Source organism: Chryseobacterium sp. 3008163 (genome assembly GCF_003669035.1).
Classification (GTDB): Bacteria; Bacteroidota; Bacteroidia; order Flavobacteriales; family Weeksellaceae; genus Chryseobacterium.
Genome location: NZ_CP033070.1, coordinates 1,403,235 through 1,428,817, shown reverse-complemented (window position 1 = coordinate 1,428,817; position 25,583 = coordinate 1,403,235). Strand labels below are relative to the sequence as shown.

The 25,583-nt window shown below is 33.7% G+C and carries 19 protein-coding genes and 1 pseudogene; 16 read left to right on the top strand and 4 right to left on the bottom strand.

All coding sequences use genetic code 11. The features are described 5' to 3' along the window. Window positions 1-14: 14 nt before the first annotated feature. From EAG08_RS06410 to EAG08_RS06365, 11 genes are all read left to right on the top strand, one after another. Complete coding sequence (locus EAG08_RS06410; protein ID WP_129534737.1) at window positions 15-500, top strand: ribonuclease H-like YkuK family protein; 486 nt, start codon at window positions 15-17, stop codon at window positions 498-500. 107 nt (window positions 501-607) lie between these two features. Continuing rightward, window positions 608-1,027: a hypothetical protein gene (locus EAG08_RS21915; RefSeq protein ID WP_228446801.1), complete on the top strand. Its 420-nt coding sequence runs from the start codon at window positions 608-610 to the stop codon at window positions 1,025-1,027. Further along, the gene (locus EAG08_RS21910) at window positions 963-1,385 is read left to right on the top strand and encodes an ATP-grasp domain-containing protein (protein WP_228446800.1); all 423 of its coding nucleotides are present in this window, start codon (window positions 963-965) and stop codon (window positions 1,383-1,385) included. Before EAG08_RS21915 ends, EAG08_RS21910 begins: the two co-directional genes overlap by 65 nt. Before the next feature lie 11 nt (window positions 1,386-1,396). Continuing rightward, window positions 1,397-1,768, top strand: a complete 372-nt coding sequence (locus EAG08_RS06400; RefSeq protein WP_129534736.1) for a cyclic-phosphate processing receiver domain-containing protein — start codon at window positions 1,397-1,399, stop codon at window positions 1,766-1,768. A gap of 12 nt (window positions 1,769-1,780) precedes the next feature. Further along, window positions 1,781-2,041 carry an RNA ligase family protein gene (locus tag EAG08_RS22605; RefSeq protein ID WP_129534735.1) on the top strand — a complete coding sequence of 87 codons (261 nt, stop codon included), beginning with the start codon at window positions 1,781-1,783 and terminating at the stop codon, window positions 2,039-2,041. Further along, window positions 2,038-2,793 carry an RNA ligase family protein gene (locus tag EAG08_RS22600; protein WP_129534734.1) on the top strand — a complete coding sequence of 252 codons (756 nt, stop codon included), beginning with the start codon at window positions 2,038-2,040 and terminating at the stop codon, window positions 2,791-2,793. The genes EAG08_RS22605 and EAG08_RS22600 overlap by 4 nt, the downstream gene beginning before the upstream one ends. Before the next feature lie 206 nt (window positions 2,794-2,999). Beyond that, window positions 3,000-3,944: a peptidase gene (locus EAG08_RS06385; protein ID WP_129534733.1), complete on the top strand. Its 945-nt coding sequence runs from the start codon at window positions 3,000-3,002 to the stop codon at window positions 3,942-3,944. Window positions 3,945-4,112: 168 nt separating this feature from the next. Next, window positions 4,113-4,676 (top strand): metallophosphoesterase family protein, encoded by a 564-nt coding sequence (locus tag EAG08_RS06380; protein WP_129534732.1) that lies wholly within the window; start codon window positions 4,113-4,115, stop codon window positions 4,674-4,676. Window positions 4,677-4,864: 188 nt separating this feature from the next. Next, the gene (locus tag EAG08_RS06375) at window positions 4,865-5,410 is read left to right on the top strand and encodes a 3'-5' exonuclease (protein WP_129534731.1); all 546 of its coding nucleotides are present in this window, start codon (window positions 4,865-4,867) and stop codon (window positions 5,408-5,410) included. Window positions 5,411-5,437: 27 nt separating this feature from the next. Beyond that, a complete protein-coding gene (locus EAG08_RS06370) occupies window positions 5,438-5,986 on the top strand; it encodes a 3'-5' exonuclease (RefSeq protein ID WP_129534730.1) in 549 nt (182 codons plus the stop codon). Window positions 5,987-7,110: 1,124 nt separating this feature from the next. Next, a complete protein-coding gene (locus tag EAG08_RS06365; protein WP_129534729.1) occupies window positions 7,111-8,208 on the top strand; it encodes a slipin family protein in 1,098 nt (365 codons plus the stop codon). A gap of 286 nt (window positions 8,209-8,494) precedes the next feature. On the opposite strand, the gene EAG08_RS06360 is transcribed toward EAG08_RS06365, so the two are convergent. Next, the gene (locus EAG08_RS06360; protein WP_129534728.1) at window positions 8,495-8,941 is read right to left on the bottom strand and encodes a VOC family protein; all 447 of its coding nucleotides are present in this window, start codon (window positions 8,939-8,941) and stop codon (window positions 8,495-8,497) included. Between the two features lie 488 nt (window positions 8,942-9,429). Here EAG08_RS06360 and EAG08_RS06355 point away from each other — a divergent pair, with 488 nt between their 5' ends. Continuing rightward, window positions 9,430-10,947 (top strand): TROVE domain-containing protein, encoded by a 1,518-nt coding sequence (locus EAG08_RS06355; protein WP_129534727.1) that lies wholly within the window; start codon window positions 9,430-9,432, stop codon window positions 10,945-10,947. A gap of 2,414 nt (window positions 10,948-13,361) precedes the next feature. On the opposite strand, the gene EAG08_RS06345 is transcribed toward EAG08_RS06355, so the two are convergent. Then, on the bottom strand, window positions 13,362-14,024 hold the full coding sequence (locus EAG08_RS06345; protein WP_129534726.1) for a helix-turn-helix domain-containing protein: 663 nt from the start codon (window positions 14,022-14,024) through the stop codon (window positions 13,362-13,364). A 201-nt stretch (window positions 14,025-14,225) separates the two neighbouring features. Between EAG08_RS06345 and EAG08_RS06340 the strand changes: the two genes are divergently transcribed. From EAG08_RS06340 to EAG08_RS06330, 3 genes are all read left to right on the top strand, one after another. Then, window positions 14,226-14,861: a hypothetical protein gene (locus EAG08_RS06340; protein WP_129534725.1), complete on the top strand. Its 636-nt coding sequence runs from the start codon at window positions 14,226-14,228 to the stop codon at window positions 14,859-14,861. Window positions 14,862-15,130: 269 nt separating this feature from the next. Continuing rightward, window positions 15,131-17,140, top strand: a complete 2,010-nt coding sequence (locus EAG08_RS06335) for a flotillin family protein (RefSeq protein ID WP_129534724.1) — start codon at window positions 15,131-15,133, stop codon at window positions 17,138-17,140. Between the two features lie 285 nt (window positions 17,141-17,425). Continuing rightward, window positions 17,426-22,237 (top strand): DNA repair ATPase, encoded by a 4,812-nt coding sequence (locus EAG08_RS06330; protein ID WP_129534723.1) that lies wholly within the window; start codon window positions 17,426-17,428, stop codon window positions 22,235-22,237. 54 nt (window positions 22,238-22,291) lie between these two features. Here EAG08_RS06330 and EAG08_RS06325 read toward each other — a convergent pair whose 3' ends face one another. Beyond that, window positions 22,292-22,624: a helix-turn-helix domain-containing protein gene (locus tag EAG08_RS06325; RefSeq protein ID WP_228446798.1), complete on the bottom strand. Its 333-nt coding sequence runs from the start codon at window positions 22,622-22,624 to the stop codon at window positions 22,292-22,294. A 19-nt stretch (window positions 22,625-22,643) separates the two neighbouring features. Continuing rightward, the gene (locus EAG08_RS06320; protein ID WP_129534722.1) at window positions 22,644-23,063 is read right to left on the bottom strand and encodes a transposase; all 420 of its coding nucleotides are present in this window, start codon (window positions 23,061-23,063) and stop codon (window positions 22,644-22,646) included. Window positions 23,064-23,821: 758 nt separating this feature from the next. Here EAG08_RS06320 and EAG08_RS06315 point away from each other — a divergent pair. Next, a pseudogene (locus EAG08_RS06315) lies at window positions 23,822-25,359 on the top strand (SulP family inorganic anion transporter). Window positions 25,360-25,583: the final 224 nt, after the last annotated feature.

Below are 25,583 nucleotides of genomic sequence, written 5' to 3'. Positions count from 1 at the left end.
AACATGTAGAAAAAATGGAAACGCAACAACAAACATGGCAAAACATGAATGGAAAAATTTTCCAACACTCTATCACACAATTGGTAGAAGAAGCCATAATCCGCGAACAGGCAAATGGACACCGACTGAAAGTATGTGTGGGTTCAGACTCCCACGTTTACGGGGACGCCATTAATTATGCTACGGCAGTGGTCTTTATTCGTGAGGGAAAAGGAGCGTTTACCTTTATCAGAAAAGAAAGAGAAATACAGAGTATCAGTATCAAAGAGCGAATGTTGAACGAGGTCAACAAATCCGTAGAAATCGCCTATGCAATTTGCTCTATTCTGGAAACTTATGATGTGGAAATGGAGGTACACGCAGACATTAACACTGACCCGGATTTTAAATCTAACGTCGCTTTGAAAGACGCAATGGGATATATTCTGGGAATGGGTTATATATTTAAAGCAAAACCTTACGCATTTGCAAGTTCAAATTGTGCTGATATGATGGTGTGATAAAGCGGGAAGCGGGAAGTTTTTAAAAGTATAATGTTAACTTCCTGCATCCAGCTTCGAACTTCCATCAAAATAATAAATAAAAGAACCTTAAAAAACTAATAACCATGTATTTTTTATTGCAGGCTAATGTATATTTAGATCCCGATCATTACAAAATTTTTGTTGCGTTGGAAGAATTAAATATTGATTATCATGTAATTAATATTCCGCCAACAGCAGAAAAAATAGACTTCGAAACGGACAGAAAAAATGTTTTCGTGTATGGTTCGGTGACGATTGCAAGATTGGCAAAACAAAATACCGATTGGTTTCCCGGTTCTTTTTACGGAGGAAATCACCTGTATGAAGTGTATTCTAAATATTATGGTGAAAACCTTTTAAATCATAAAGTTTCCGTTCACAAAATTTCAGAAGAATTGATTTGGAAAAAGGATGAAATTAAATTCATTAAACCTTATAATGAAGCTAAAATTTTTCACTGGAAAAGTTTTCAACGAAACAGAATGGGAAGACTTCGTTTTTGAATCATTAAAAAATCAATTAAACAGAATTACAGAAGATTCTTTGATTCAGATTTCTGAAGCAAAACGAACGATAAAAGAAGCTAGACTTTGGATTGTTGGCGGACAGATTATCGATGGAGGATATTATAAATTTAATGATAATGCGCCTTTCGAAGAAAACGTGCCAGAAGGCGGATTGATTTTCGCCAATGAAATGATCCAACTTTTTAATCTTGAAGAAGCTTTTGTAATGGATATTTGTTTAACGGATGAAGGCTGGAAAATTGTTGAAATAAATTGTATCAACAGCTCTGGATTTTATCCAAACACCAACGTGAAAAGTATTATCAAAGCATTGAATATTTACTTTTCCAATTAAAAAATAAAGCAATGGAACTAACAAAAAGATTATTGTTTCTAGATGAGATAAGATATCCGATTGAAGCACACCATTATACTAAACAGGATATTTTCCTTAGAAAAGATTGGCATATCGTTCGAAATTACGAGCAGTTTGTCAGCAGGATTTTGGAAAAAGGACTTCCGGAAATGATCTCTTTTGACCACGACCTTGCCGATGAACATTATTTAAACCCAGATTCTCAGGAATTTGTTGAAAAAACAGGTTACGATTGTGCAAAATGGCTGGTAGAATATTGTATGGATAACTATTTAGATTTACCAAAATTCTACTGTCACTCAATGAATCCGGTTGGAAAGGAAAACATTGAAAGCCTTTTAAAAAATTTCAAAAACTATTAAAAAATTAAAGAAATGATTTTCAAAACATATAACTCTATAGAAAATGCTTACCAAGCCCGCGTGATCGATCAGATCAGGTTGCAGGGTTTTGGGGATGAGGTTTTCATTGTACAGGAAAAGGTTCACGGTGCTAATTTCTCTTTCTTTACCCACGGAAAGGAGATTAAAATCGCAAAAAGAACCGCTTTCGTCGAGAAGGATGAGAAATTCTATAATGCCCATCAAATGTTGGAGCGTTACAGAAAAAACGTAATTGATTTGTTCGAAAAGTGAAAACAATCCATCCGGATTTGGAAACTGTAGTGATCTATGGTGAATTATTCGGTGGCGGTTACAAACATAAAGAAGTAGAGCCTGTAAAAAATGCGATAAAAGTTCAAAAAGGTGTTGAATATGCACCTCACAACGAATTTTATGGATTCGACATTAAGTTGAACGGCACTACTTATTTGGATACAGGTTTGGTCAACCAAATTTTCGAGGAAACCGGATTTTTCTATGCAAAGATCTTATTTCAAGGTACTTTGGATGAAGCTTTGAAGTTTCCGAATGTTTTCGATTCTAAAATTCCGGCTTGGTTGGGATTACCGGAAATTGAAAATAATATGTGTGAAGGAACGATTGTAAAAACTTTGAAAACCAAATATTTTGGAAACGGCTCAAGAGTCATTTTGAAAAATAAAAATGAAAAGTGGACTGAGAAATCTAAAATGGTTAGAAAAGACAGACCTGCTCAAAAAGAAGTTCATTTCAGTGAAAATGCCAAAAATATTTGGGATGAAATCCAAAAGTATGCAACTGTAAACAGGTTGAATAATGTTGTGAGCAAAATTGGTGAATTCGAACCCAAAATGATTGGGAAAGCCATCGGTCTTTTTTCACAAGATATTTTGGAGGATTTTGAAAAAGATTTCCCGAAAGTTTTCACAACCATAGAAAAAGAAGAACAGAAAAGGATCAACAAAAAGTTGAATTCTTTAGTCATTGACGTTGTAAAAGAAGAGTTGATGACTCTAAAAGTATAGTTTCGGTAATTTATTATCGAAACTTTTTTATAAGTTTAATTGAACAATAAAAATCGCAAAAAGTTTATTTATTAAACGCTCACTTTGTCTTCCCGAAGGGATCTAAGCAATGCTTGTAGAAGAAATAATGATTAAAAAAATACGAGCTTAGATTCTTCCAGAATGACAAATAGAGAGCAGAATTTTTGTGATTAAAAAATTAAAAAATGTTACATGCAGAAATAAAAAGTCTTTTAAAAGAAGACATCAGTATATTAATAAAAATCCCCAATTCCGGAAAGCATTATCTATGTGATTGCGGTGAAGCAAGTTTACTGACGGTAAAAGAAGTGCAGTCGATTTCAGCGATATTCATTAGTCATACTCATATTGATCACTTTTCAAATTTTGATGGAATTTTCAGACATCAAATTGGAAGCGGAGAAAAAATCGTGATTTGCGGACCGAAAAATATTCATCATCAAATTGAAGCCAGATTAAAATCATACACTTGGAATTTAATTGATGAAAATGCAATTGAATATGAAATAAGAGAGATCGTTTCAAAAGAAGAAATCAATGTATATAAAATTCGACCACCACACTGGAATCTTGAATTGATAACAACTCAAAATTTCCTTTTTGAAGATGAAAATGTGAACGTCGATTTCGCAATTCTTGATCACAAAACAGATTCAATCGCTTATCTGTTCAAAGAAAAAGATTCAATCACTTTTAATGAAAATGCTTCCGAATTCAAAAAAGGAAAATGGATCAGCGAATTGAAATCGGCTTTTGAAAAGAACGATTCAGATAAAGAAATTGAGATCGAAAATACAGTTTACAAAGCTTCTGATTTGTTTCACTTCTTGACGAAGAATGAAGGTTACAAATTAGGTGTAATTATGGATCATGCCGTTTGTGAAGACAATTATGAAAAGATAAAAGCTGTTTTCAACGGAGCAGATATGGTGTACATCGAAACATTTTACAAAGATGAAGATCAGGAATTTGCAAACATCAATTATCACAGTTTCGCTTCTGCATCAGGAAAAATAATGAATGAATGTGGAGTGAAAGAAGCAATCCCAATTCACTTTTCAAGAAGATATGTGGAAAGCGATCAACTGGAAATTGAAACTGCTTTTTATAAAGCGTTTCAAGGAAATTAATTAAAAATATTTATTAAACTAAAACTATAAAAACAGGACATCGAATTGTCATTCTGAACGTAACAAAGTGAAGTGAAGAATCTACAAAAAATAATATTGAGATTCTTCCTTCGTCAGAATGACAGTGAGAACGTTGATCTTTTTGTAGTTAAAATAACAATCAAAAAAATGAAACCAAATATATTTTTCACAGCAGACCATCATTTTGGTCACGAAAATATTATAAAATTTTCCGAAAGACCTTTTGAGTCTTTGGAACACATGAATGAAGAACTCATCAAAAGATGGAATGAGAAAATCGGAGAAAATGATATTGTTTACCATTTAGGCGATGTGAGTTTAGGAAAACCGGATGTTACAAAGGATATTTTAGATCGATTGAATGGTAAAATCCATTTGATAAAAGGCAATCACGAATATTCTGCACTTCGGGTTTCGGATAGATTCGAATGGATTAAAGATTATCACGAACTTTCCATTGAAGATGAAAAAGTAACTCATGGTAAGCAGAAAATTATTCTTTTTCATTACGCAATGCGTACTTGGAATGCGTCACATCACGGAGTTTGGCAGCTCTACGGTCACTCACACGGAACTTTATCTGATGATGAAAATGCTTTAAGCATTGATGTTGGAGTCGATTGTCATAATTTTTATCCGGTTTCTTACGAAGAAGTCAAAGAAATTATGAAAAAGAAAAAATGGACGCCACCGTTTGCTCCGAGAAATTAGAAATTGCTCCCTTAGGGGAGCTTTTTTGAAATTATTTTTCCACTACGTAAATAGAATGCGTACTGGTGGTTTTATCTTTGCAGAGCTTTAGCAGCAATTCTTCTTTAGGGGCTTTCTTCCCGCTTTCTCCTCCAACCTTTAAAATCGAATGTAGATGAATGAAAAATATGTAGAATAAAATAATTAAAATGAAAACAACAAATCAAATATTAATCGTCGACTTAGAAGCTACTTGTTGGGAAAACGACAGAATTCCTGCAGGGCAAAAAGTCGATATTATAGAAATAGGAATTTGCGAATTAAACAGAACAACAAAAGCAATTTCCAAGAAACAAAGCATTTACGTCATTCCGGAAAGGTCTAAAATCAATAAATTTTGTACAGATCTTACAGGAATTACTCCGCAATTAATTGAAGAAAAAGGAATTCATTTCGAAGAAGCCTGTGAGAAAATCAGGGATGAATATGATTCAACTTCGCTTACCTGGGCAGGTTTTGGAAATTTTGATAAAGAGCAAATCATGGAACAGTGTGATTATCTCGGTATCGAAAATCCTTTTTCAGAAAATTATCTGAATGTGATGTATCAATTCAAAAATTATCACGGACTTCATAAAATGATGGGTTTAAAAAGAGCTCTTAAAGCTATGAATATGGATTTTGAAGGAAATCATCACAGTGGAGCAGACGATGCTTACAATGCTGCCAAAATTTTGAGAGAGATTTTGCAGTAAATTTTTAACAATAAACAATTTAAAAAAGTGAAAACAACAGACAATATATTAATTATAGACCTCGAAGCCACATGTTGGAATGACCGCCCACCGAGAGGTCAGGAAAGTGAAATCATAGAAATTGGCGTTTGTATTATGGATGCAAAAACCGGTAAGATTTCGCAAAATGAAGGAATCTTAGTGAAACCTCAATACTCAAAAGTAAGTCCGTTTTGTATGGAGCTTACTTCCATTACTCAAAAAATGCTTGATGATGAAGGTGTGTTACTCGAAGATGCCTTAGATATTCTACGAGCAGAATACGATTCTGAAGACCTGACTTGGGCAAGTTATGGAAACTATGATTTGAATATGCTTCAAAATCAGGCAAGAAGATTCAATGTCGATTATCCTTTGAGTGATGATCATATTAATGTAAAAACATTATTCGGACAAACGCATCCGACCGTCAGAAAAAGTGTCGGAATGGCAAGAGCTTTAGGCGAGTTGGATTTTAAGCTTGAAGGCACTCATCACAGAGGTGTGGATGATGCGAAGAATATTGCGAAAATTTTGTATTGGTGTTTGCAACAATAGTAATGTAACAATTTAGCAATGTAGAAATGGCTTCCTTTTATAGGGAGCTTTTTTATTGACATAGGAAAATGGAGCGTTAAGAAAATTAAAATATAATCCGTTAAAAAATTTCCACTGTTTGAAGCGCGACATCAATTTTGAACCGAAGAAATAATATTCAATTCGCGCGAGTTTTGGGAATTTTAGGATTAAATTTTAATTTTTAGCGAAAGTTTCCAAGTCTTGAACTTTTGTTTCTTTTGTTTTAAGACAAAAGAAAATTTAAAAAAAACACATTAAAATTTTCTACGCAAAAACACTGCGCAACAACACCCTTACTTTGCATCATCAAAACAAAACAATACTAAAATTTTGAAAACAGATTTTAGTCAAAATATCAAGCAAGTCTTGTTGAGTGTTTCTGTATAGCACCATTGCAGGAGAATTTGTTGAGAAACATTATTCTTTTCTGTTCAACTTGACTTGAAGGTTTCAGGAGTTTTCCAAAAAACTTCTACCATGCGCTATGGGTCGAAGGTTCGAATCCTTCTATTTCCGTAAGGGAATATAACTCAGTTCGGTTAGAGTAATAGCTTTTTTGGATGCGAGGGTTCGACTCCCTCCCTCACTTCGAATGAGGTAGCTCAGTTGGTTAGAGCACTACACTATTAATGTAGGTTGAAAATAGGCTCAAAATCTATTTTTTATTAGAGTTGGAATATCTCGTTAAAAATATTCACCATGGGAAAATTTGAGTTTTTTTCAGTTGTTGAATCAACATTTTGAAAAAGCTTGTAAGAAAAGATTTTTTCTGAAAATAAAATTCAGGTGATGAATAGTCAATAATTGGACTGAGTTTTCTAAGAAGGACGATTTTCCGCGTGAGCGATGGTAACGGATACCCCGGAGTGAAGAGCCGAAAGGCAATGAACGAGGAGTAGAAGTGAACGTAGCGACCCGAGTTGTTGCTTTCAGCAATGGCAAGGGACACGCCCAAGATCTGATTCATTAGAAAATAAGTTTAAAAATGCTATTCTGAAATGAATGGAATTTTGTGAAAAACTTTCCTTCCGCCATTTTTGGAAGAGAAAATCTCAGTTTTTCCTTTTTTAATTAAAATTAATAACCTTTAAAATATAAAAACGATGATAAAGAATGTACAAATTAAAGCATATCAGATTGGTTTGGTTTTCAAAAACCGAAACTTAATTGAGATCTTAAAAGAAGGAAATTACTGGCTTTTCGGTAATAAATCTGTAGAAATTTTTGAAACAAAAGATCAGTTTAAAACCGGAAATGATCTTAATCTTTTGATGAAAAATGAAAACCTCAAAAACTTACTTGAAGTTATTGAAGTAAAGGACGGTGAAATTGTTTTAGTAAAGGAAAACGGAATCTTCAAAGAAGTGTTGAACGTTGGTCAATATGCTTTTTGGAAAGATGTTTTAAACAGAGAATTTCAAAAAGTTGACTTAACGAAAGTGGAAATCACAGAGAAAATCTCTAAAACAATCCTTGAAAATATGAAGTTGAAAAACTTCACAAGAAAGTTTGTTGTGACGAATCAATATAAAGGATTATTGTTAATTGACGGAAAATTAACCAAAATTCTGGAAGCCGGAACGTATTACTTCTGGAACAACGAAGTTTCTGTTGAAGTAAAAGCCATCGATACACGTATGCAGCAAATGGAAATTGCCGGTCAGGAACTGTTGACGAAAGATAAAGCAATGCTTCGTATCAATTTTTATGTGCGTTTTCAGGTAGAAAATATTGAAAAAGCGTTGATGGAAAATAAAGAATATGATAAACAATTATATATTTTGATGCAATTGGCTTTGCGTGAGTTCGTTGGAGCTTTGACGTTAGATGAATTGCTGGTGAAAAAAGATTCCGTAGGAAAAGAGATCCTTGAAAATCTTGGTAACAAAGCCGAAGATCTTGGTCTGAGAGCTTCTGATGCCGGAATTCGTGACGTAATCTTGACCGGAGAAATGAAAGAAATCATGAATCAGGTTTTGATCGCCGAGAAAAAAGCTCAGGCAAACAGCATCATGCGCCGTGAAGAAACAGCTTCCACAAGAAGTTTGCTCAACACCGCAAAACTGATGGAAGAAAACGAAGTCTTGTGGAAGCTGAAAGAAATGGAATATATGGAGAAAATCGCCGACAAAATTGGAGATATCACCGTTTCCGGGAATAGCAATATTCTTTCTCAGCTGAAAGAGATCTTTGCAAAATAAAACTAATAATCATTACTATAGAAGTGGGCTTCTGTAAAAGAAGCCTGCTTTACAAACAACCTTGTAGCTTAAAAGGAAAAGCCTACGGCAAAATATTGCTTACCGTAGAGTTTGCGGATATTCCGGTTAGACCTGTGCGGACTAATGGGTAGAGTTTACAGAAGCACCGAAAATCTTAGGAGAAGTAGGGAAGCGTATTTACAGCCGCAATGCCAATAGGGAATGTGAGTTCGAATCTCATCAAGGTTACAAAAAATCGACAAATCTAAAATTTAGGTTTGTCTTTTTATTTTTTCTCTAACCATTCCTCATAAGAAATAACTCCCAATTCCGGTTTTCCATCACCTTCCAAAATAGAAATAAATTCCAATTGATTTCCATCCGGATCATTAAAATAAATCGCCAAAGCAGGCATCCAGGCGAAAACCATTGGTTCATCAATTCCGTCTTTTAAGAAATTGTAAGGCTTTAAATTTTTGTTTTTCAAAAACTCAACGGAATAATTCAGAATATCTTCTTTATCGGCAGAAAAAGCAAAATGTCTTGTCTGTAAATTTTCGTTTTGCTCCCACAAACCCAACATGGCTTCTTTATTTTTTCCAATCCATAAAAATGCAATCGCGCGATTTTCGTCATGATGAGCAAACTCCAATCCTAAAACTTCAGTATAAAATTGTATTGAGTTTTCTAAATTGCTTACTTGGACATGAGTTTCATATAATCCTTTTATCATAGCTTAAATTTTAATGTACACAAAGCTAGACAACGGTTTTTCAAAAACTTTAAACTATTGATTCCTTTATATGAAATGAATCATAGATAGATTTTATTTTGGCTGATAGTTGTTTTAATTAATTCAAAAGCGAAAAGATTCAACGGTAAGTTTGTCATTCAGAGCGAAACGAAGTGGAGCGTGGAATCTCAACAATTAAAAGTTTGCTTAGATTCCTACGGAATGACAAATATTATGTTTAAGAGATTGCTTCCTCCTTACGCTCCTCACACTAATTTATAAAACAATCAATTTTATCGAAGATAAAATCTTTGCGCCTTTAAAAAATTCAAGGAAGAAAAAATTGCGCCTTTTCGATTAACCAAAATAAAAACTTTTTCACAAAAATACTTACTACGCAAAAACACTGCGCAATATCATGCTTGCTTTGCATAAGAAATCAGAGAGGAAGTGATAATCCTCCAAATGTTTAACAAAAAACAGTAACCATGAAATTTAATTTTTTGAGAAAAGAAAATAAAGTAATGACCAACTACGAAGGTGCAAAAGCTTATACAATGACACCTGCAGAAGAACTATATAGTGCTGTTGTTACAACAGGATTATCAAACACGACCTATGAAAAAGGAAATGACAGATTGACGAGAATTCAATCTTTGATTACAAAGAATGATCCTGAGTTCGTTGCAAAATTGTCGGTGTATGCAAGAAAAGATATGTATTTGCGTTCGATTCCGTTGGTTTTGACGACCGAATTGGCAAAACAAACTTCAGGTACAGACTTGGTAAGCAAAACCGTTGACGGAGTGATTCAAAGAGCAGACGAAATCACGGAATTGTTGGCATATTACCAATTAGCCAACGAAAGAACAGAAACAAAAAAGCTGAACAAACTTTCAAAACAAATTCAAAAAGGTTTGGTGAAATCTTTCAATAAATTTGATGAATACCAATTCGCAAAATACAACAGAAAAGCGGAAGTTACTTTAAAAGACGCTTTGTTTTTGGTTCACCCGAAAGCAAAAGACGAAAATCAACAGGCAATTTTCAATAAAATAGTCAACGATGCGTTGGAAACTCCATACACTTGGGAAGTTGAACTTTCGGTTTTGGGTCAGACAAAATTTGCGGATGAAGCAGAAAGAAAATCAGCTTTCAAAAACAAATGGGAAGAATTGATTTTCAGCAACAAACTTGGTTATATGGCAACGTTGAGAAACTTGCGAAACATCTTAGAAGCCAAAGTTTCTTCAGATGCGATGTACAAAGTGTGCAACTATTTGTCGGATGAAAGAGCGGTGAGAAATTCTAAGCAATTGCCATTCAGATTTTTGGCGGCGTATAGAGAATTGAAAACGATCGATTCACCTTACTTGTCATCAATCTTAGAAGCATTGGAAGATGCCGTGATGGTGAGTGCAAAGAACATCAAAGGTTTTGGTTTCGATACTTCGGTGGTGATTGCGGCAGACGTTTCGGGTTCGATGCAACAGCCGGTTTCTCCGAAATCTAAGGTTTTGTTGTATGATATCGGTCTGTTGATGTCGATGATGTTGCAGTCACAGTGCAAAAATGTGATTTCAGGTATGTTTGGTGGCTGTTGGAAAAGAGTTCCGATGCCTAAAAACGGTATCCTGAGAAATGTAGATGCATTTTACAAGCGGGAAGGTGAAGTGGGTTACGCCACAAACGGTCATCTGGTGCTTGAAGACTTGATCAACAAGCGAGAACTTGTTGACAAAATCATGTTGTTTACCGACACCCAAATGTGGGATACCGGTGGATTTACAAACGCTTTCGGAAACTCATGGAGCCGATACAAAAAGATCAATCCAAACGCAAAATTGTATATATTTGATTTGGCAGGTTACGGAAAACCACCGTTGGATGTCAGAAAAAATGATGTATATCTTATCGCTGGTTGGTCCGACAAAATTTTCGATGTATTGAATGCTTTGGAAGACCGAAAGTCAGCGGTAGAAATGATCAAGAAAGTAGTGCTGTAAAAGGCACTGCTTTTAAAAATAAAAACGAATTACCAATTTTTTTTAGGAGCTATTTCCCGCTTTCCACTATATCTTTTTCGCCAACGCTTTTTTTTAAAGCCATTTCAGAAAAAGGATGTCGTTTCAATCGGGGCTAGGAATAAAATGTAATAATTAATAATAGTAAATATGTTCAAATTTTTACAAAAAAGTAAGAATACAGATGATGATTTTCTTATTAAAAAAGAGAAGAAGTTTCTAAAGCAATTGATGAAAATATAAAAATTGCTGAGGCCGATATTGAGAATATTAAAAATTTAATGCTTCAAAATGAAAAGTACAAGACAGATTTTTTTAATAGTCTATATAATGTATCAATCTATACTTCAATTTTTGATATGGATGTTTCCATTTTGTCAGAAAAATATGTTTTGGCAAAAAGAGAATATGAAAAAAAACTTTTTGCAGAATATTAGCTTTAACAATTATCGAATTTTTAGATGATATAAACCCTTTATTAGGAAGAGATTTAAGTAATCAATTAGCTCAAGCAAATTTAAATTCTCACATTCAACCATTAAGAAGTATTTCTAAAAAATTTGCAAAATATAAAACAGATAATGAACAATATTTACGGGTTATTAGAAATAAAACTATTGCACACAAAAGTACAGATGCTCTAGAATTACATACTTTTATTACTGAAATTGATAATGACAAAATATATCAATTAACTATTGATTTAAAGGAGATTACAACTGAATTTACAAGATTAACAACTAAGATAATTTATTCTATAATAAGTTTTATGAAGAAAGATATTAAGAAAAGATCTAAGAAATAAAGCATTAATCATAAATAAGAAATTTGAGACTGTTTCATCGCTTCGCTCCTTGCAATGACAAGAAAAAATAACCGATGCCGTAAGAAAAGAAATCCTTCGACTTCCAATTGATATAGAGTCTTTTCGCTATATCGCTCGGTTTAAACTAACCAATGTCGTAAAATAAGAGTTCCATCGTCAAACTTAAAATTTGAACAACATTCAAAAAACTCTTATAACTTGTTACTTGGTTTTTTAATTTAAATTTTAACTGCGTAAAAAGAATGCGTACTAAAGCAATAATTTTGCTACAACAAAAAACAATAACCATGAAATATTATAAACAATTTCTTAAAGGAGCACTGTATTGAGGTTAAATACTCAATACTAATGAAAAATTTAAAGCATTAAAGAAATCTTTTGGAATCAACGAATATAGATTAATCGATTTCCCGAAGAAAATTTCAAACGTACAAATTTCCAGAATTTTATATGGAGATGAAATGGGATGTTCTCGGTGTTTTCCACATGGCTATGAAACGATTAATTCAAAAGAAATTAAGTTTCAAAGAAATTGGAAAAAATACAGAAAAACCCAATGGAAAAATAAAAAGTAAGTGTCGTAAAACAGAATTTCTTCGTTAAATTGCGGTTTTGCAGGTTCGAATCCTGCTCCTGAAAATTCAGGATGGTGTAATTGGTTATCACGTCGCGATGAAGTCTTTATTTGATTTTTACCTTACTTTAAAAATAATCGATGTCGTAAAAAAGAGTTCCTTCGACTTTCATTGAACTAAAAACTCTTTTTATTAATTACTCGATTTTTTACAAAGGTTCGAAATCGAAGATTCGACAGAGTCAATCCTTTCGCCGAAAGGTGTGGTCGAGTGGCTAGACAAGTTTTAAGACAGCTTTTATCAATATTTGCCTTGTAATTTTTAAAATAATATCAAGTGTCGTTTTAGAATCATACTTCGGTTATTAATCATTGGGACGCAGGTTCAAAATACGAAGTATTCGTGAATTCATAAAAAACAATAAAATATTTATGAACAATCCTGCCTTTTCCCAAAAGGAAAAGTAGCTCAGCGGGTAGAGCAAATGCACAGAAGATTCTATAATTTTTTACCTTGATTTAACAATAAAGAGTGTCGTAGAAAAGACTTACTTCTTGGTATAATTTTGGTTCGAGTCCAAACGATCTTGAAAAAGATTGGGAAGTCTTTCAATGAGTTACCTCTTTTTAATTCAGTTTAAATAAAGAGTGCCGTAAAGAAACTTACTTCGGTAAATCTTATGATATTGGTTCAAATCCAGAAAATAAGTGTTAAAACTTATTCGTGGTTTTCTTGCCTTTTGCCTCTTTTTTAATTAATAAAATAAAAACAAGTGCCGTAGAATAGTGTTACTTCGCTTAGGACGACGGGGTCGCGGGTTCAAGTCCCGTCTCTTCCACAAAAAACACAATGTATATTGGGAGAGTAGCTCAGATGGTTAGAGCACGATTACTCTTTTTGCCTGTTGCCTTGTTTTAATATATAAAGTGTCGTAGAGAAAAGGTACTTCGTCACCAGATTGGGGAGGAATAGTGAAGTAGATAATATCTGCAAGATTATCCGGTTCGACTCCGGCTAAAGACAATGCCCCGCTTTCTTTTCTTGATTTTACCTTTATTTTTTTCTAAAATTGCTATCCTTTCCAAAATTTCGGATAGGATATTTTTTTGCTCAGAAGATAAATAGCCTGCGATTTTGTACACCTCTTTTTCAGATTGGTTTTGCTCTGAAGCTGAACTTAGATACTGCAGATTTCCTTTTTCAACATATAATAAAGTTTCAGGATTTTCTTCCATCATATTTGACTTCATTAAAAACAAAAAGTCACCAATTTTGTAATTTGACAAAACCGATGTATTTTCTGTGAATTCATAGATTAAATCGATATTTGCTAATGCTTTTTGCAGTGAATTATATTGATGGTTATTTTCAATATTGTTTTCCTTATACGGTAAATCTGAATTAAATGACAATTGAAACTTTTCGAAATTTTCGGGCTTGTTGAGATCATCAATCGTTAATGGAACAGTTAGGAATTGATCCAAATCGAGATTAAAGTAATGAACTACAGTGAGTAATGTTGCGATTTTAGGTTCGGAGCGCCCTTCTTCATAAGCACCGATCACGCCTCTGTTTAAATCAAATAAATCTGCGAATGCTTGCTGGCTTAAACCTTTTGCATGTCTCACTGTCTTAATATTAGCTCCAAAAAAACTCATGATTCCTAATCTTTTTTGCAAATGTAAGATTAAATTTAATTAAATTGCTAATATTATTTGCAATTTGAGATATTTTTATTATATTTGTGAACAACCGATCTAAATGGAGTGTGTGGATGAGGTTTTAAGGTCAGTTTGTTTTAAATATTTAAACAAAATTAAATATTTATTATAAAAAGAATAATCTATTAAAAACGAATTATGATTGATCAGGAATTTTTAAACATTGCTTTTTCTCCGGTCAACACGGTTTTGACAGTGTTGCTGATTTTGTCAGTCATTTATTGGCTTTTCACCATCATTACAGGATTGGATATTGATGTCGGATTGGATGCTGGTATCAACAGTCCGGATGGTCATGTTCATGTTCCGGATGATGCGTCAGGATGGCTTCAGTTTTTGAAATTTCTAAATCTCGATATTGTACCAATTACATATTTTCTCACGCTCTCGCTTTTGTTGACCTGGCTGGGTTCATTTTATCTCGAATCTTTTTTTTCTTTCGAGATTTGGGTTTCGGCTTTGTTAGTCTTGCCTGTGTTTTTCATCAGTATTTTATTGACAAAATTAATTTTAAAGCCATTAAATCCATTCTTCAGAGAAATCAATCATAAAGGCGAAGTATCACATGATTTTCTAGGCCGACAGGGAAGAATGAAATCAACAATCCACGGAGCCAAAACCGGAATGTTGGAAGTTTTCGTCGGGAAAGATCCTATGATTCTCATGGTTAGAAGCAAAGATGGCGAAGTGATCGACCACGGAAAGACGGTTTATATTGTAGATGAAGATCGTGAAAAAAGAATTTATTACGTCGCTGAAGAAATTAGATTTTAAAAATGATATGATGACCACTTTATGATACTCCTCACTTATATTTTAGAATTACTTCTTTCGTTAAAAATCGTTTGAAAACTGAAATAACTTAGTGAACTTTTATAAGTGAAATCGAAGATTCGACGAAGTCAAACGGCTTTGTGATACTTAAAAAACAGGTAGTAGTTAAAAAAACTCTGTGCACTTGTGTTACAATTAATAATACACACTTGCAAGAAATAATTTAAATCAAACTAAAAAACACATTAAAATAAATAAACTATAAAAATATGAATACACCTTTGATTGTTGGGATTGTTGTCACAGTGGTAGCATCTCTCGGATTGATTTTCTGGATTTTATCAATGTATAAAAAAACCGTTCAGGGAATCGTTATGTTAAGAACTGGTTACGGAGGAACTAAGGTTTTCTTCAATGCGGGAATCGTTATTCCTGTTATACACAGAATGGAATCTATGGATATTTCTGTTAAAAAACTGGAAATTGCAAGGGAAGGAAAAGCAGGGCTAATCTGTAAAGATAATATGAGAGCCGATATTCAGGTAGCTTTCTTTATCAGAGTGAATAAATCAGCCGACGATATTGTGAATGTCGGTCAAACGATTGGCTGTCAAAGAGCTTCCGATATCAATACGTTGAGAGAGTTATTTGAAGCTAAATTTTCAGAAGCTTTGAAAACAGTAGGTAAAAAGTTTGAGTTCATTGAACTTTACGAAGCGAGAAGTGAATTCCGTCAGGAAATTTTAGATATTATCGGAACTGATTTAAACGGCTATGTTTTGGATGACTGTGCGATTGATTTCTTAGAACAAACCAAAATTGAAAATTTAGATAAAGACAATATTTTAGATTCAGAAGGTATTAAGAAAATTACTGAACTGACGGCTAATCAAAATATTAAAGCCAATCAGGTTCGTAGAGACGAGGAAAAAACAATCACAAAACAGAATGTTGAAGCCCGTGAAGCGATCTTAGAACTCGAAAAACAATTGGCTGAAAAAGAAGAATCGCAAAAAAGAGAGGTTGCTAATATTAAAGCGCGTGAAAATGCTGAAATTTTGAAAGTGGATGAAGAAGAGAGATTGAAATATGAAACCGTTCGTATTGCTACAGAAGAAAAACTTCAGATTGCAGAAGAAAATAAGCAAAGACAAGTGGTTATTGCTGCCAAAAATAAAGAACGTGCCGATTTGGTGGAAACCGAAAGGGTACAGAAAGATCAAATGTTGGAAGCAACAGAAAGAGAAAGAATTGTTTCTTTGGCTCAGATTGAAAAGGAAAAAGCAATCGAATTAGAAAAGAAAAATATTCAGGATGCAATTCGTGAGAGATTGACAATGGAAAAAACGGTGGTGGAAGAGCAGCAGGGAATTAAAGATCTTGAAGCTTTCAAAACAGCCGACAGAAACAAGCAAGTGGAAATTACCTTGGCAACTCAGGAAGCTGAAAAGAAATTAATTCAGGAAACAAGAGCAGCGGAATCCAGAAAACTAGCTGCAGAAAAAGATGCTCAGAAATATGTGATTGAAGCTCAGGCAAAAAGAGATGGAGCTGAAAAAGAAGCAGAAGCCCGTAAAATTATCGCTGATGCAAAAGCGAAAGAAGAAGCAACAGTAGGTTTATCTGAAGCTCAGGTTCTCCACGCAAAAGCGGATGCAGCAGAAAGACAGGGAATTGTAGAGTCAATTGTTATCGAGAAAAAAGCAGAAGCTGAAAGAAAAGAAGGTATTGCACAAGCCGAAGTTATCAAGGAGAAAGCTTTCGCAGAAGCAGCCGGAATTACAGAAAAGGCAGAAGCAATGAAAAAACTGAACGATGCAGGAAAAGATCACGAAGAGTTCAGGTTGACTTTAGCAAAAGAAAAAGAAGTGGAATTGGCTCAAATCTCAATTCAAAAAGACATCGCACAGGCTCAGGCCGGAGTTCTGGCAGAAGCGTTCAAATCCGCAAAAATTGATATCGTTGGCGGAGATAATACATTCTTTGATAATGTCGTTCGTCAGGTCTCTGCTGGTAAAGGTTTAGATAAATTCATCAGCCACAGCGAAAATGCAACATTGGTCAAAGAAAATCTTTTGGGTGACGGCGAAAACATCATCGGAAAAGTAATGGGAATGGTTGATAAATACAATATTTCTTCCGAAGACATCAAAAACATGAGCATCGCAAGCCTGATTTTCAAACTAAACGGAGTTGCTGATCAGCAGGAAAAAGGTCTTCTATCCAGAGCAATGGATATGGCGAAACATTTAGGTGTTGACCAAAAACCAATCAAATAAAACACTAACTATATTGTAAAACTCTCATTGTATGATTATTCAATTATACTTTGAGGGTTTTTAAAACATTAAGAAATTTAAAATATTAAGAATGATTAAGGAAATATCGAAGATATTTGTAAGCGTTCTGCTTAAAATTTGACTTTGTCAATTTTCTTAACTAACCTTTTTATCGAATAATTTTTAAACTTCTTAATGTTGAAAAACATTGCTTTCTTAAAAGCATTTTTAAACAGAATGATGATAGTCTAAAATCTAGCATCTAAAATCTAATATCCCAAAAATATGTCAGAAAAATTAAATTCAGGGACATACGAAATAATTCAGAGCCGTCTGAATGAGCAGAAAAATGACCTCATTCAAAGGCTTCAGAAGCTGAACGTAAACCGTAAAGAAATTTTCGGCGGCGTAGATTTTTCTCTCATTGCCAACGAAAGAATTTCTACAGAACATAATTGTATTGCTAAAGATATTTTTTCGTTAAAAAACACATTAATATTTGGTTCAAATGCTCATTTGGGCTTACAGACAGAGATTAATATTACCGATGTTTTTTCGGTTTATAAAATAAATAGCAAGCGTTTTGAGCCTCAAGATGCTTCTTTGATTGAAGATGAAATTTTCATTGAAGAGTTCAAAAATTTATATAAATATTACAGGAATACTTTTTTCGCACGCTTTCATTTTACCGAAAACTATCTGTACATGGTTTTCCAATTATCTGAAAGTACATCTGATATCAAGGCTTTCAAATGGTTGATCAAAGAAGATCAGCTTGTTTATGTTGATTCCAGAAGTGCTTCAGAGGTTACTTACCCTCCGCAACATGGTTTTACATGGACGAAAGCGACAAGAGATATGCAGCGCAGCGGAAAATTTCCGCACGTTTCTTTGGCTGATAAAGTTTTTGTGGAGTCGATTGGCGGCGATATTACCATTAAAATCGAAGACAATACCGACACCGGAAAAGGAATTTATTCTGAAGATGTCATTCATCAAGATCAGAATCTCGATGATGCTGAAATTCACTTCTGTGACCTTGATAACTTGGTTTTATTTAAAATCAAACCCTATCAGGAATCTGAAAGATATTTCATTTACAATCATAAAGAAAAAATAGTTTCTCGTGTTGATACTTTGAAGCATTCAGCGGTTTTACTTCCGGAAAATCAGGGCGTTTTGTTCTCGAATGGTTATGCTTTGCAGACGGGAGGTTTAAAGGTGATTTCTCAGGATCAGAATAGGCTTCACTATCTGAAGACGATCTCTGAACCAAACGGTGAAAACTTCATATATGTTTTCTATGACGATAAAACGAATAATTATCAGCTAATTTCATACAATATCATCACGCAATCCATTGAAACACCGATTCGTTGCAGTGGCTATTCTATTTTGAATGATGGGAAACTTATTTATTTAAGAGAGAGTGTAGAAACAACGAAACATCACTTGGCTCAAATCTGGCAGACTCCGTATTTCAGAGAATTACAGCCAAATACAGAAAAATCGGATACGCTTCTTTATAAAATTGGAAATAAAGATATTGTGAGGGTGATGGCAGAAAGTCAGGAGCTGATTACTTTACTGAATAAGGAAGATTCTTACAGCGGTTTGTATGATGATATTGTCAAGCTTTCAACCACGATTTTAGATGCATATTATTTTCTGGGTGATGATGAGGTTCAAAATTTAGATAAACCTTTAAAAGAAATCCGGAAAATAGCTCATTCTGCCATTAATGAATACGAAAAAGTAATTGAGCAGAAAAAAAGCACGGGTGAAGCGGTTGAAAAAATCAAAGTTTCTTGCGGAAAAATTTTAGATGATACTAAAAGAATCAATTATTCTCAATTGACAGAATATATTGATATGCTTTCGCAGATTAGAGCTTTGCGTGGTGAAATTATCGGAGCAAGAGATTTAAAATATGTCGATGCGAAAATTCTCGACACCTTAGATGAGTCACTGTCTGCAAGATCTGGAGAGCTTTCCAATGCCTGTGTAAATTTCCTGCTTCAGGAAAATTCTCTGTCGCCTTACGAAACCCGAGCGCAATCAATTTCTGAAAATATCATCAATTTGCAGAAAGCGATTGATGCTAAAACTATTGAAGAAGATATCAATAATTTGTCTGGGCAATTGGAGCTTTTGGTGGATATTGTCAATAATTTGAAAATTGAAGATACTTCGCAGTCAACGCAAATCATTGAGAATATTTCGGTGATTTTTGCAAGGTTAAATCAGGAGCGTTTAGAATTATCAAAAAGGAAAAGAGAGATTTCCGGAAAAGAATTGTCAGCTGATTTTCAGGCCCAGATGACTTTGTTTGATCAATCGGTGATTAATTTTCTAGAACTGTCCCAAACTCCGGAAAAATGTGATGAATATCTGACCAAGCTTTCTATTCATTTGGAAGAAATGGAAACAAAATTCATTGATTTTGACGAATTTATCCAAAAAATTGGCGAAAAAAGAGAAGAAGTATACGGTCATTTTCAAAACAAAAGAGTTCAGCTTACGGAATCCCGCAATAAAAGAACGCAGAATTTGTATGATTCTGCAAAAAGGATTTTACAGTCTGTCAAAACAAAAACCGAATCTTTCGATGCTGAAAACGAAATCAACGGCTATTTTGCGACTGATTTAATGGTTGAAAAAGTTCGTGATATTTCCCGACAGTTGATGGAAATGGAAGATTCTGCCAAGGCTGAAGAAATTCATACCTTGCTGAAAACTTCTCAGCAGGAAGCGGTCAGAAAGCTCAAGGATAAAAAAGAAATTTATGCGGACGGAGATAATCTGATTGCTTTGGGTGATTATAAATTTGCCGTGAATCGTCAGAAATTAGATATGACTTTGGTGCTTCGAAATGCTCAATATTATTATCATTTAACAGGAACCGGATTCTATGAACCTCTGAATTTTGAAGCAATTGCAGATTACAAAGAGGTCTGGAATCAGGAATATATTTCTGAAAATCAAATTGTAAAACGTTTTGAATATTTAGCATGGAATATTTTTTCACAAAATAGAAATATCAATACTGAACAGCAAAACCGAAATTCGATTCAGCAGTTTATGACTGATCACTTTGGTGAAGGCTTGGTGAAAGGAATTCACGACGAAGATGCGTTGATGATTGTTTCAAAACTGCAGCAAATGCACAACGAATTGGGACTGATGCAGTTTACACCGTCTGAAAGAGCGTTGGCGCAGTTATTCTGGTATTTTTTGAATGAAGAAAGAAAAGAATATTATCAGAAACAGTTTGAAGCGGCAAATTTAATTTTGAAATCATTTGTAACCGATAAAGGTTTTCAATATCTCAATAAAGAATTGTCGGATGAAATAAAATCTTTTGCTCAAAACAATCATCTTTTTGCTGAGGTCAATGATTTTAATGCTGCGATTTATCTGAAAAGAGAAAATAAATCAGCATTTGTGGTTTCTGAGAAGGCGGCTTTGCTGTATGATTCATTTTTAAAAAATTTAAAGGAAAAAGGAAAAAACCTTGAGTTCATTGATCAGCTGAATGCGTTGAAAAATTATCCTTCAGCATGCTTTTCGATTGCGGAAAGTGCTTTGAATGCATTCTTATTTAATTCAGAATTGAATTTTGAGGATGATATTAAAAAAGAAAGTGCTGTGTTTTTTGTGACCCAACAATTCAATGCTGAAAATATTCTGTATGTCACTTATGAAGCAGTTTTGAAAGGTTTAAAATCATTAGAAAAAGACCTTGATTATCATTTGAATTATTATGAATTCAATTCCCGTTTATCCAATTTCAATGAAGTGATTGTTCTGAAATACAAGCAGTTGCGGGAGTTGAAAGCAAAATGGGTGAATGATAAAAAGAAAAGTCTGAAAATCGATACGTTCAAATCTCAGGTTTTGAGTTCGTTTGTAAGGAATAAATTGATCAGTGATGTTTATTTTCCTTTAATCGGAGCAAATTTGGCCAAACAATTAGGAACCATCGGAAACGACAAACGCACCGACAAAATGGGGATGTTGTTGCTCGTTTCGCCTCCGGGTTATGGAAAAACCACCTTGATGGAATACATGGCAGACCGAATGGGATTGGTTTTTATGAAAATCAACGGTCCGTCAATCGGTCATGATATTGTTTCCACAGATCCGAATGAAGCTAAAAATGCCGGCGCAAAACAGGAACTTGAAAAGTTGAATTTAGCTTTAGAAATGGGTGATAATGTGATGTTATATCTCGATGACATACAGCATTGCAACCCTGAATTTTTGCAGAAATTCATCTCTCTGGCCGATGGGCAAAGAAGAATTGAAGGAATTTATAATGGTGAAAGTAAAACGTATGATTTAAGATCAAAACGTTTCTGTCTCGTCATGGCTGGAAATCCATACACGGAAAGTGGTGAGAAATTTAAAATTCCGGATATGCTGGCGAACCGTTCCGATACCTATAATTTAGGTGAAATTTCAGGAAGCAAAACGGAACTGTTTGATTTGAGTTTAATTGAAAATGCGCTGATGTCAAACGATTATCTTACAAGATTAACTAATCAGGGAATGGAAAATCTGTACAGTTTATACAATAGTATTCAAACCAATTCTCCGAATGTAGATCTGGCAGGAAACTTCAGTTCAAATGAAATTTCAGATTTCAGAAAAGTTTTAGAGAATACTTTGAAAGTCAGAGATGTTGTTTTAAAAGTCAACAAGCAGTACATTGCTTCCGCAGCAATGTCTGATGATTACAGAAACGAACCGTCTTTCAAACTTCAGGGTTCTTATCGAAACATGAATAAGCTGATTTCGCAGATTCAGCCAATTTTAAAAGTTGAAGAAGTTACGCAGATTGTTTTGAATCATTACCAAAATGAATCTCAGACGCTGACTACGGGAGCGGAATCGAATATGCTGAAATTGAAGGAGCTGATGAATCTGATTTCCGATGATGAAAAAAGTCGTTGGGAAGATATTAAGAAAACGTTTGTCAAAAATAAAATGATCAAAGGTTTGGGAGAAAATGATAGAATGACGCAGATTGTGGCTTTGCTGGCGCAGTTCAGTGAAGGTTTAGATGGAATTAAGGATGTTTTGAAGAAAGATTAACTTCGAAATTTCGCAAAAAAAATGCTGCGGTAATCGCAGCATTTCTTGTTTTAATTATTGAATATCATCTTCGCAGATTTTTTTCCATTTTGCAATGGTCGTTCTGCTGATTTTATATTTTTTCGAAATATAATTGCTCGAGAATCCGTGTTGTTTTTGATAAGTTAATATCTTCAGCATCGTTTCTCTGTCGTACGTTCTCAGCTTCTGGTTGTTTTCTAAACTTTCTTTCGATTGCTTGAAAAGTTTTTCATTAAACTTAATCACCTCGTCGCTGGTGTTAAGATTCTGAAGAAGCTCCGTAACTTTTACGTCTTTCAATTTCTCGGGATGTTCTGCAAGAAGAAGATCGTGATAAATCTTGCTGTAATTAGGTCTCATTTTCATAATAAATAAATTTGGTGATTTATGGTTGGTTTTTTTGCAGCCATCTGTGAAGTGTACTCTTTGGTATTGAGTAATCTTTGATTACGTCTGCCTGTGTCATTTCTCCGGAAATAATTTGTTTAAGAATAAAATCCTTAATTTCCTGAGTGTAAATATTTTTTCTGAATTGTGGTGCCTTGTCAGATTTTTCCTTGCTTTTGTTTACTGCTGATGGCGGTGCATACAAAATCAAATGGGAACTGTAAAGTCTGAAAAAGTCATACTCCAGCAGTTTAGACCATCTCAAAAGGACTTCTGTATCGATAGAATTGCTCTCGTAAACAGTCTTTACAAACTCTTCATCTTTATTCAGGAAATTACAAATTCTCTCTATTGTAATCCCTTTCTGGTCTACAAGTTCTTTGATTGATTGGCCTATATGTATTACTTTGTATAACATTTATAAATAATGATTTATTTTTAAATATTTTCCATTAATCAGTAACTGATAAGCATTTGTGTTTTTTATTTAAGCTTTTTAATAGCTTTTTGTGGAATCTATAATCTGTAGATTGAAGATGTGGTATGTTTTCAAAATTTTTATTGATTTAACTAATTTGTAGTCAGTTAATTGTGAGCAATCAAATTTAAATTTTATACATTTTTTAAATATTAATAAAACTATTCAAAGTCAAAGGGAGTTTTTTGATTAGCGATGACAAATTAAGGCTCGTTAATATTAGTTTTTCTTTAAATTTTCCCGTAACGATGAATAATTGCATCGATGTTTTGATTAAGGGGATTTAAATCTTATCTCAATATTTGATTAAAAATTAACTTATCAATACCCCAAATTTAAAAAAATTAATCAATAAATCACTAAAATCACATTTAATAATTGTTAATAATAATTAATTTATGTTGTTGAATGAAAGTTAATACGGTTAATTATATTTGTTATTTTCTAATTATTTTGTTGCTTACTTTAAGTTATTCAATAAGATACGATGCTTTGCTTGATAAAAATTCTTTCCTTTCAAAGATTGTATAGTTTGTTGATAGTATTTAACTTTGCCAAAGTAAAAAATAAAATTGATTTAGTGAATTAATTAATTTTAAAATCATTTCAATCATTGAAATAAGTCATTATTTTATTTTAAATAAATATTCGCCTCTTTTATTGTAAGATATATAACCGCTTAAGGCGAAGTTATCCAAATGAAAAATACCCCTGCTCTTTTTGATTTTTCACAAAAAATTAACTATAAAAATGAATTATTAGCTGGTTTTACAGTTGCCATGACAATGATTCCGGAGTCGCTTTCTTTTGCAATCCTCGCCGGATTATCACCATTGACGGGTTTGTATGCGGCTTTTATGATGGGATTGGTCACTGCCATTTTAGGTGGACGTCCCGGGATGGTTTCCGGTGGAGCAGGAGCTACGATTGTAGTTTTAATCGCTTTAATAAAAACTCATGGTATAGAATATCTCTTTGCAACTGTGGTGCTTGCTGGAATTTTTCAAATGCTGGTCGGGATTTTTAAGCTCGGAAAATTCGTAAGATTAATTCCGCAACCTGTAATGTATGGTTTTTTGAATGGTTTGGCGGTGATCATCTTCATGGCGCAAATTGAGCAGTTTAAAATTACAGATGCAAACGGAATTGTTGGTTGGCTGCAAGGAACATCCTTATATATAATGTCGGGTTTAACAGCTTTGACGATTGCAATTGTTTACTTTTTCCCAAAAATTACGAAAGTTATTCCAGCTTCTTTGGTTGCAATTTTAATCGTTTTCGGAATTGTTTTAGGATTTAATATAGATACAAAAACTGTTGCTGATATTGCGAATATTAGCGGAGGCTTACCTGATTTTCATATTCCTCAAATTCCATTTTCTTTGGAAACTTTACAAATTATTTTTCCTTACGCGATGATTATGGCAGGAGTTGGTTTGATCGAATCTCTTTTGACATTATCAATGGTTGATGAAATCACGAATTCAAAAGGAAGTGCCAACAAAGAATCTGTGGCACAGGGAATTGCCAATATTACCAACGGATTTTTCGGGGGGATGGGAGGTTGTGCGATGGTTGCACAAACTTTGGTTAATTTAAATGCGGGTTCAAGAGCAAGATTATCAGGAATTATTGCATCAATTACCATTTTAATTATCATTCTTGTCGGAGCTCCTTTTATTGAAAAAATCCCGATGGCTGCGTTGGTTGGAGTAATGATGATGGTGGCGATCAGTACTTTTCAGTGGGTTTCGATTAGAATTGTCAACAAAATGCCAAAATCAGATATTTTTGTCGGAATGACGGTGGCTTTGATTACCATTGTTTTACATAATTTGGCTTTGGCTGTTTTGGTGGGAGTGATTATTTCAGCGCTGGTTTTTGCTTGGGATAATGCGAAAAGAATTCGTGCAAGAAAGCATATTGACGAAAACGGAATTAAACATTACGAAATTTTCGGTCCATTATTTTTCGGTTCTGTAATGAATTTTACAGAGAAATTTGATCCTGCAAACGATCCCGAACAAGTTGTAATTGATTTTAAAGAAAGTAGAGTTGTCGATATGAGTGCTATCGATGCGTTGGATAAATTGTCAAAAAATATAATGAGTTAAATAAAAAACTGCATTTAAAACATTTAAGTGAAGATTCTATAAAATTATTGAAAAACGCAGAAGCTGTGATAGAAGTCAATATTCAGGATGATCCAACGTATAAAGTAATGCCTGAGAAGTAATTATAATCGAATAGGTTATTGATAAATATAATGGAAGTTTTCTCTAATGTCTTATTTTTATCGTGCTCATCATATCTTAAATAATCTTAAAAAAAATACAGATTAAAAGAAAAATTTTATCTTTGGGTAGAATTGAAATTCAAACACAATTGATTTAAAAAAAAGATATGAATCATTTGAAAATCTTTTTCAATAGAAAGCTAAATCATTTAACTTAAAAACAT

Bases quoted from the DNA above. Each gene is read 5' to 3' on its own strand.
- EAG08_RS06355 (WP_129534727.1), top strand. From the start codon at position 9,430: ATGAAATTTAATTTTTTGAGAAAAGAAAATAAAGTAATGACCAACTAC.
- EAG08_RS06330 (WP_129534723.1), top strand. From the start codon at position 17,426: ATGTCAGAAAAATTAAATTCAGGGACATACGAAATAATTCAGAGCCGT.
- EAG08_RS06335 (WP_129534724.1), top strand. From the start codon at position 15,131: ATGAATACACCTTTGATTGTTGGGATTGTTGTCACAGTGGTAGCATCT.
- EAG08_RS06340 (WP_129534725.1), top strand. From the start codon at position 14,226: ATGATTGATCAGGAATTTTTAAACATTGCTTTTTCTCCGGTCAACACG.
- EAG08_RS06385 (WP_129534733.1), top strand. From the start codon at position 3,000: ATGTTACATGCAGAAATAAAAAGTCTTTTAAAAGAAGACATCAGTATA.
- EAG08_RS06375 (WP_129534731.1), top strand. From the start codon at position 4,865: ATGAAAACAACAAATCAAATATTAATCGTCGACTTAGAAGCTACTTGT.
- EAG08_RS06365 (WP_129534729.1), top strand. From the start codon at position 7,111: ATGATAAAGAATGTACAAATTAAAGCATATCAGATTGGTTTGGTTTTC.
- EAG08_RS06380 (WP_129534732.1), top strand. From the start codon at position 4,113: ATGAAACCAAATATATTTTTCACAGCAGACCATCATTTTGGTCACGAA.
- EAG08_RS21915 (WP_228446801.1), top strand. From the start codon at position 608: ATGTATTTTTTATTGCAGGCTAATGTATATTTAGATCCCGATCATTAC.
- EAG08_RS06345 (WP_129534726.1), bottom strand. From the start codon at position 14,024: ATGAGTTTTTTTGGAGCTAATATTAAGACAGTGAGACATGCAAAAGGT.
- EAG08_RS06325 (WP_228446798.1), bottom strand. From the start codon at position 22,624: ATGAAAATGAGACCTAATTACAGCAAGATTTATCACGATCTTCTTCTT.
- EAG08_RS06320 (WP_129534722.1), bottom strand. From the start codon at position 23,063: ATGTTATACAAAGTAATACATATAGGCCAATCAATCAAAGAACTTGTA.
- EAG08_RS21910 (WP_228446800.1), top strand. From the start codon at position 963: ATGAAGCTAAAATTTTTCACTGGAAAAGTTTTCAACGAAACAGAATGG.
- EAG08_RS22605 (WP_129534735.1), top strand. From the start codon at position 1,781: ATGATTTTCAAAACATATAACTCTATAGAAAATGCTTACCAAGCCCGC.
- EAG08_RS06360 (WP_129534728.1), bottom strand. From the start codon at position 8,941: ATGATAAAAGGATTATATGAAACTCATGTCCAAGTAAGCAATTTAGAA.
- EAG08_RS06400 (WP_129534736.1), top strand. From the start codon at position 1,397: ATGGAACTAACAAAAAGATTATTGTTTCTAGATGAGATAAGATATCCG.
- EAG08_RS06410 (WP_129534737.1), top strand. From the start codon at position 15: ATGGAAACGCAACAACAAACATGGCAAAACATGAATGGAAAAATTTTC.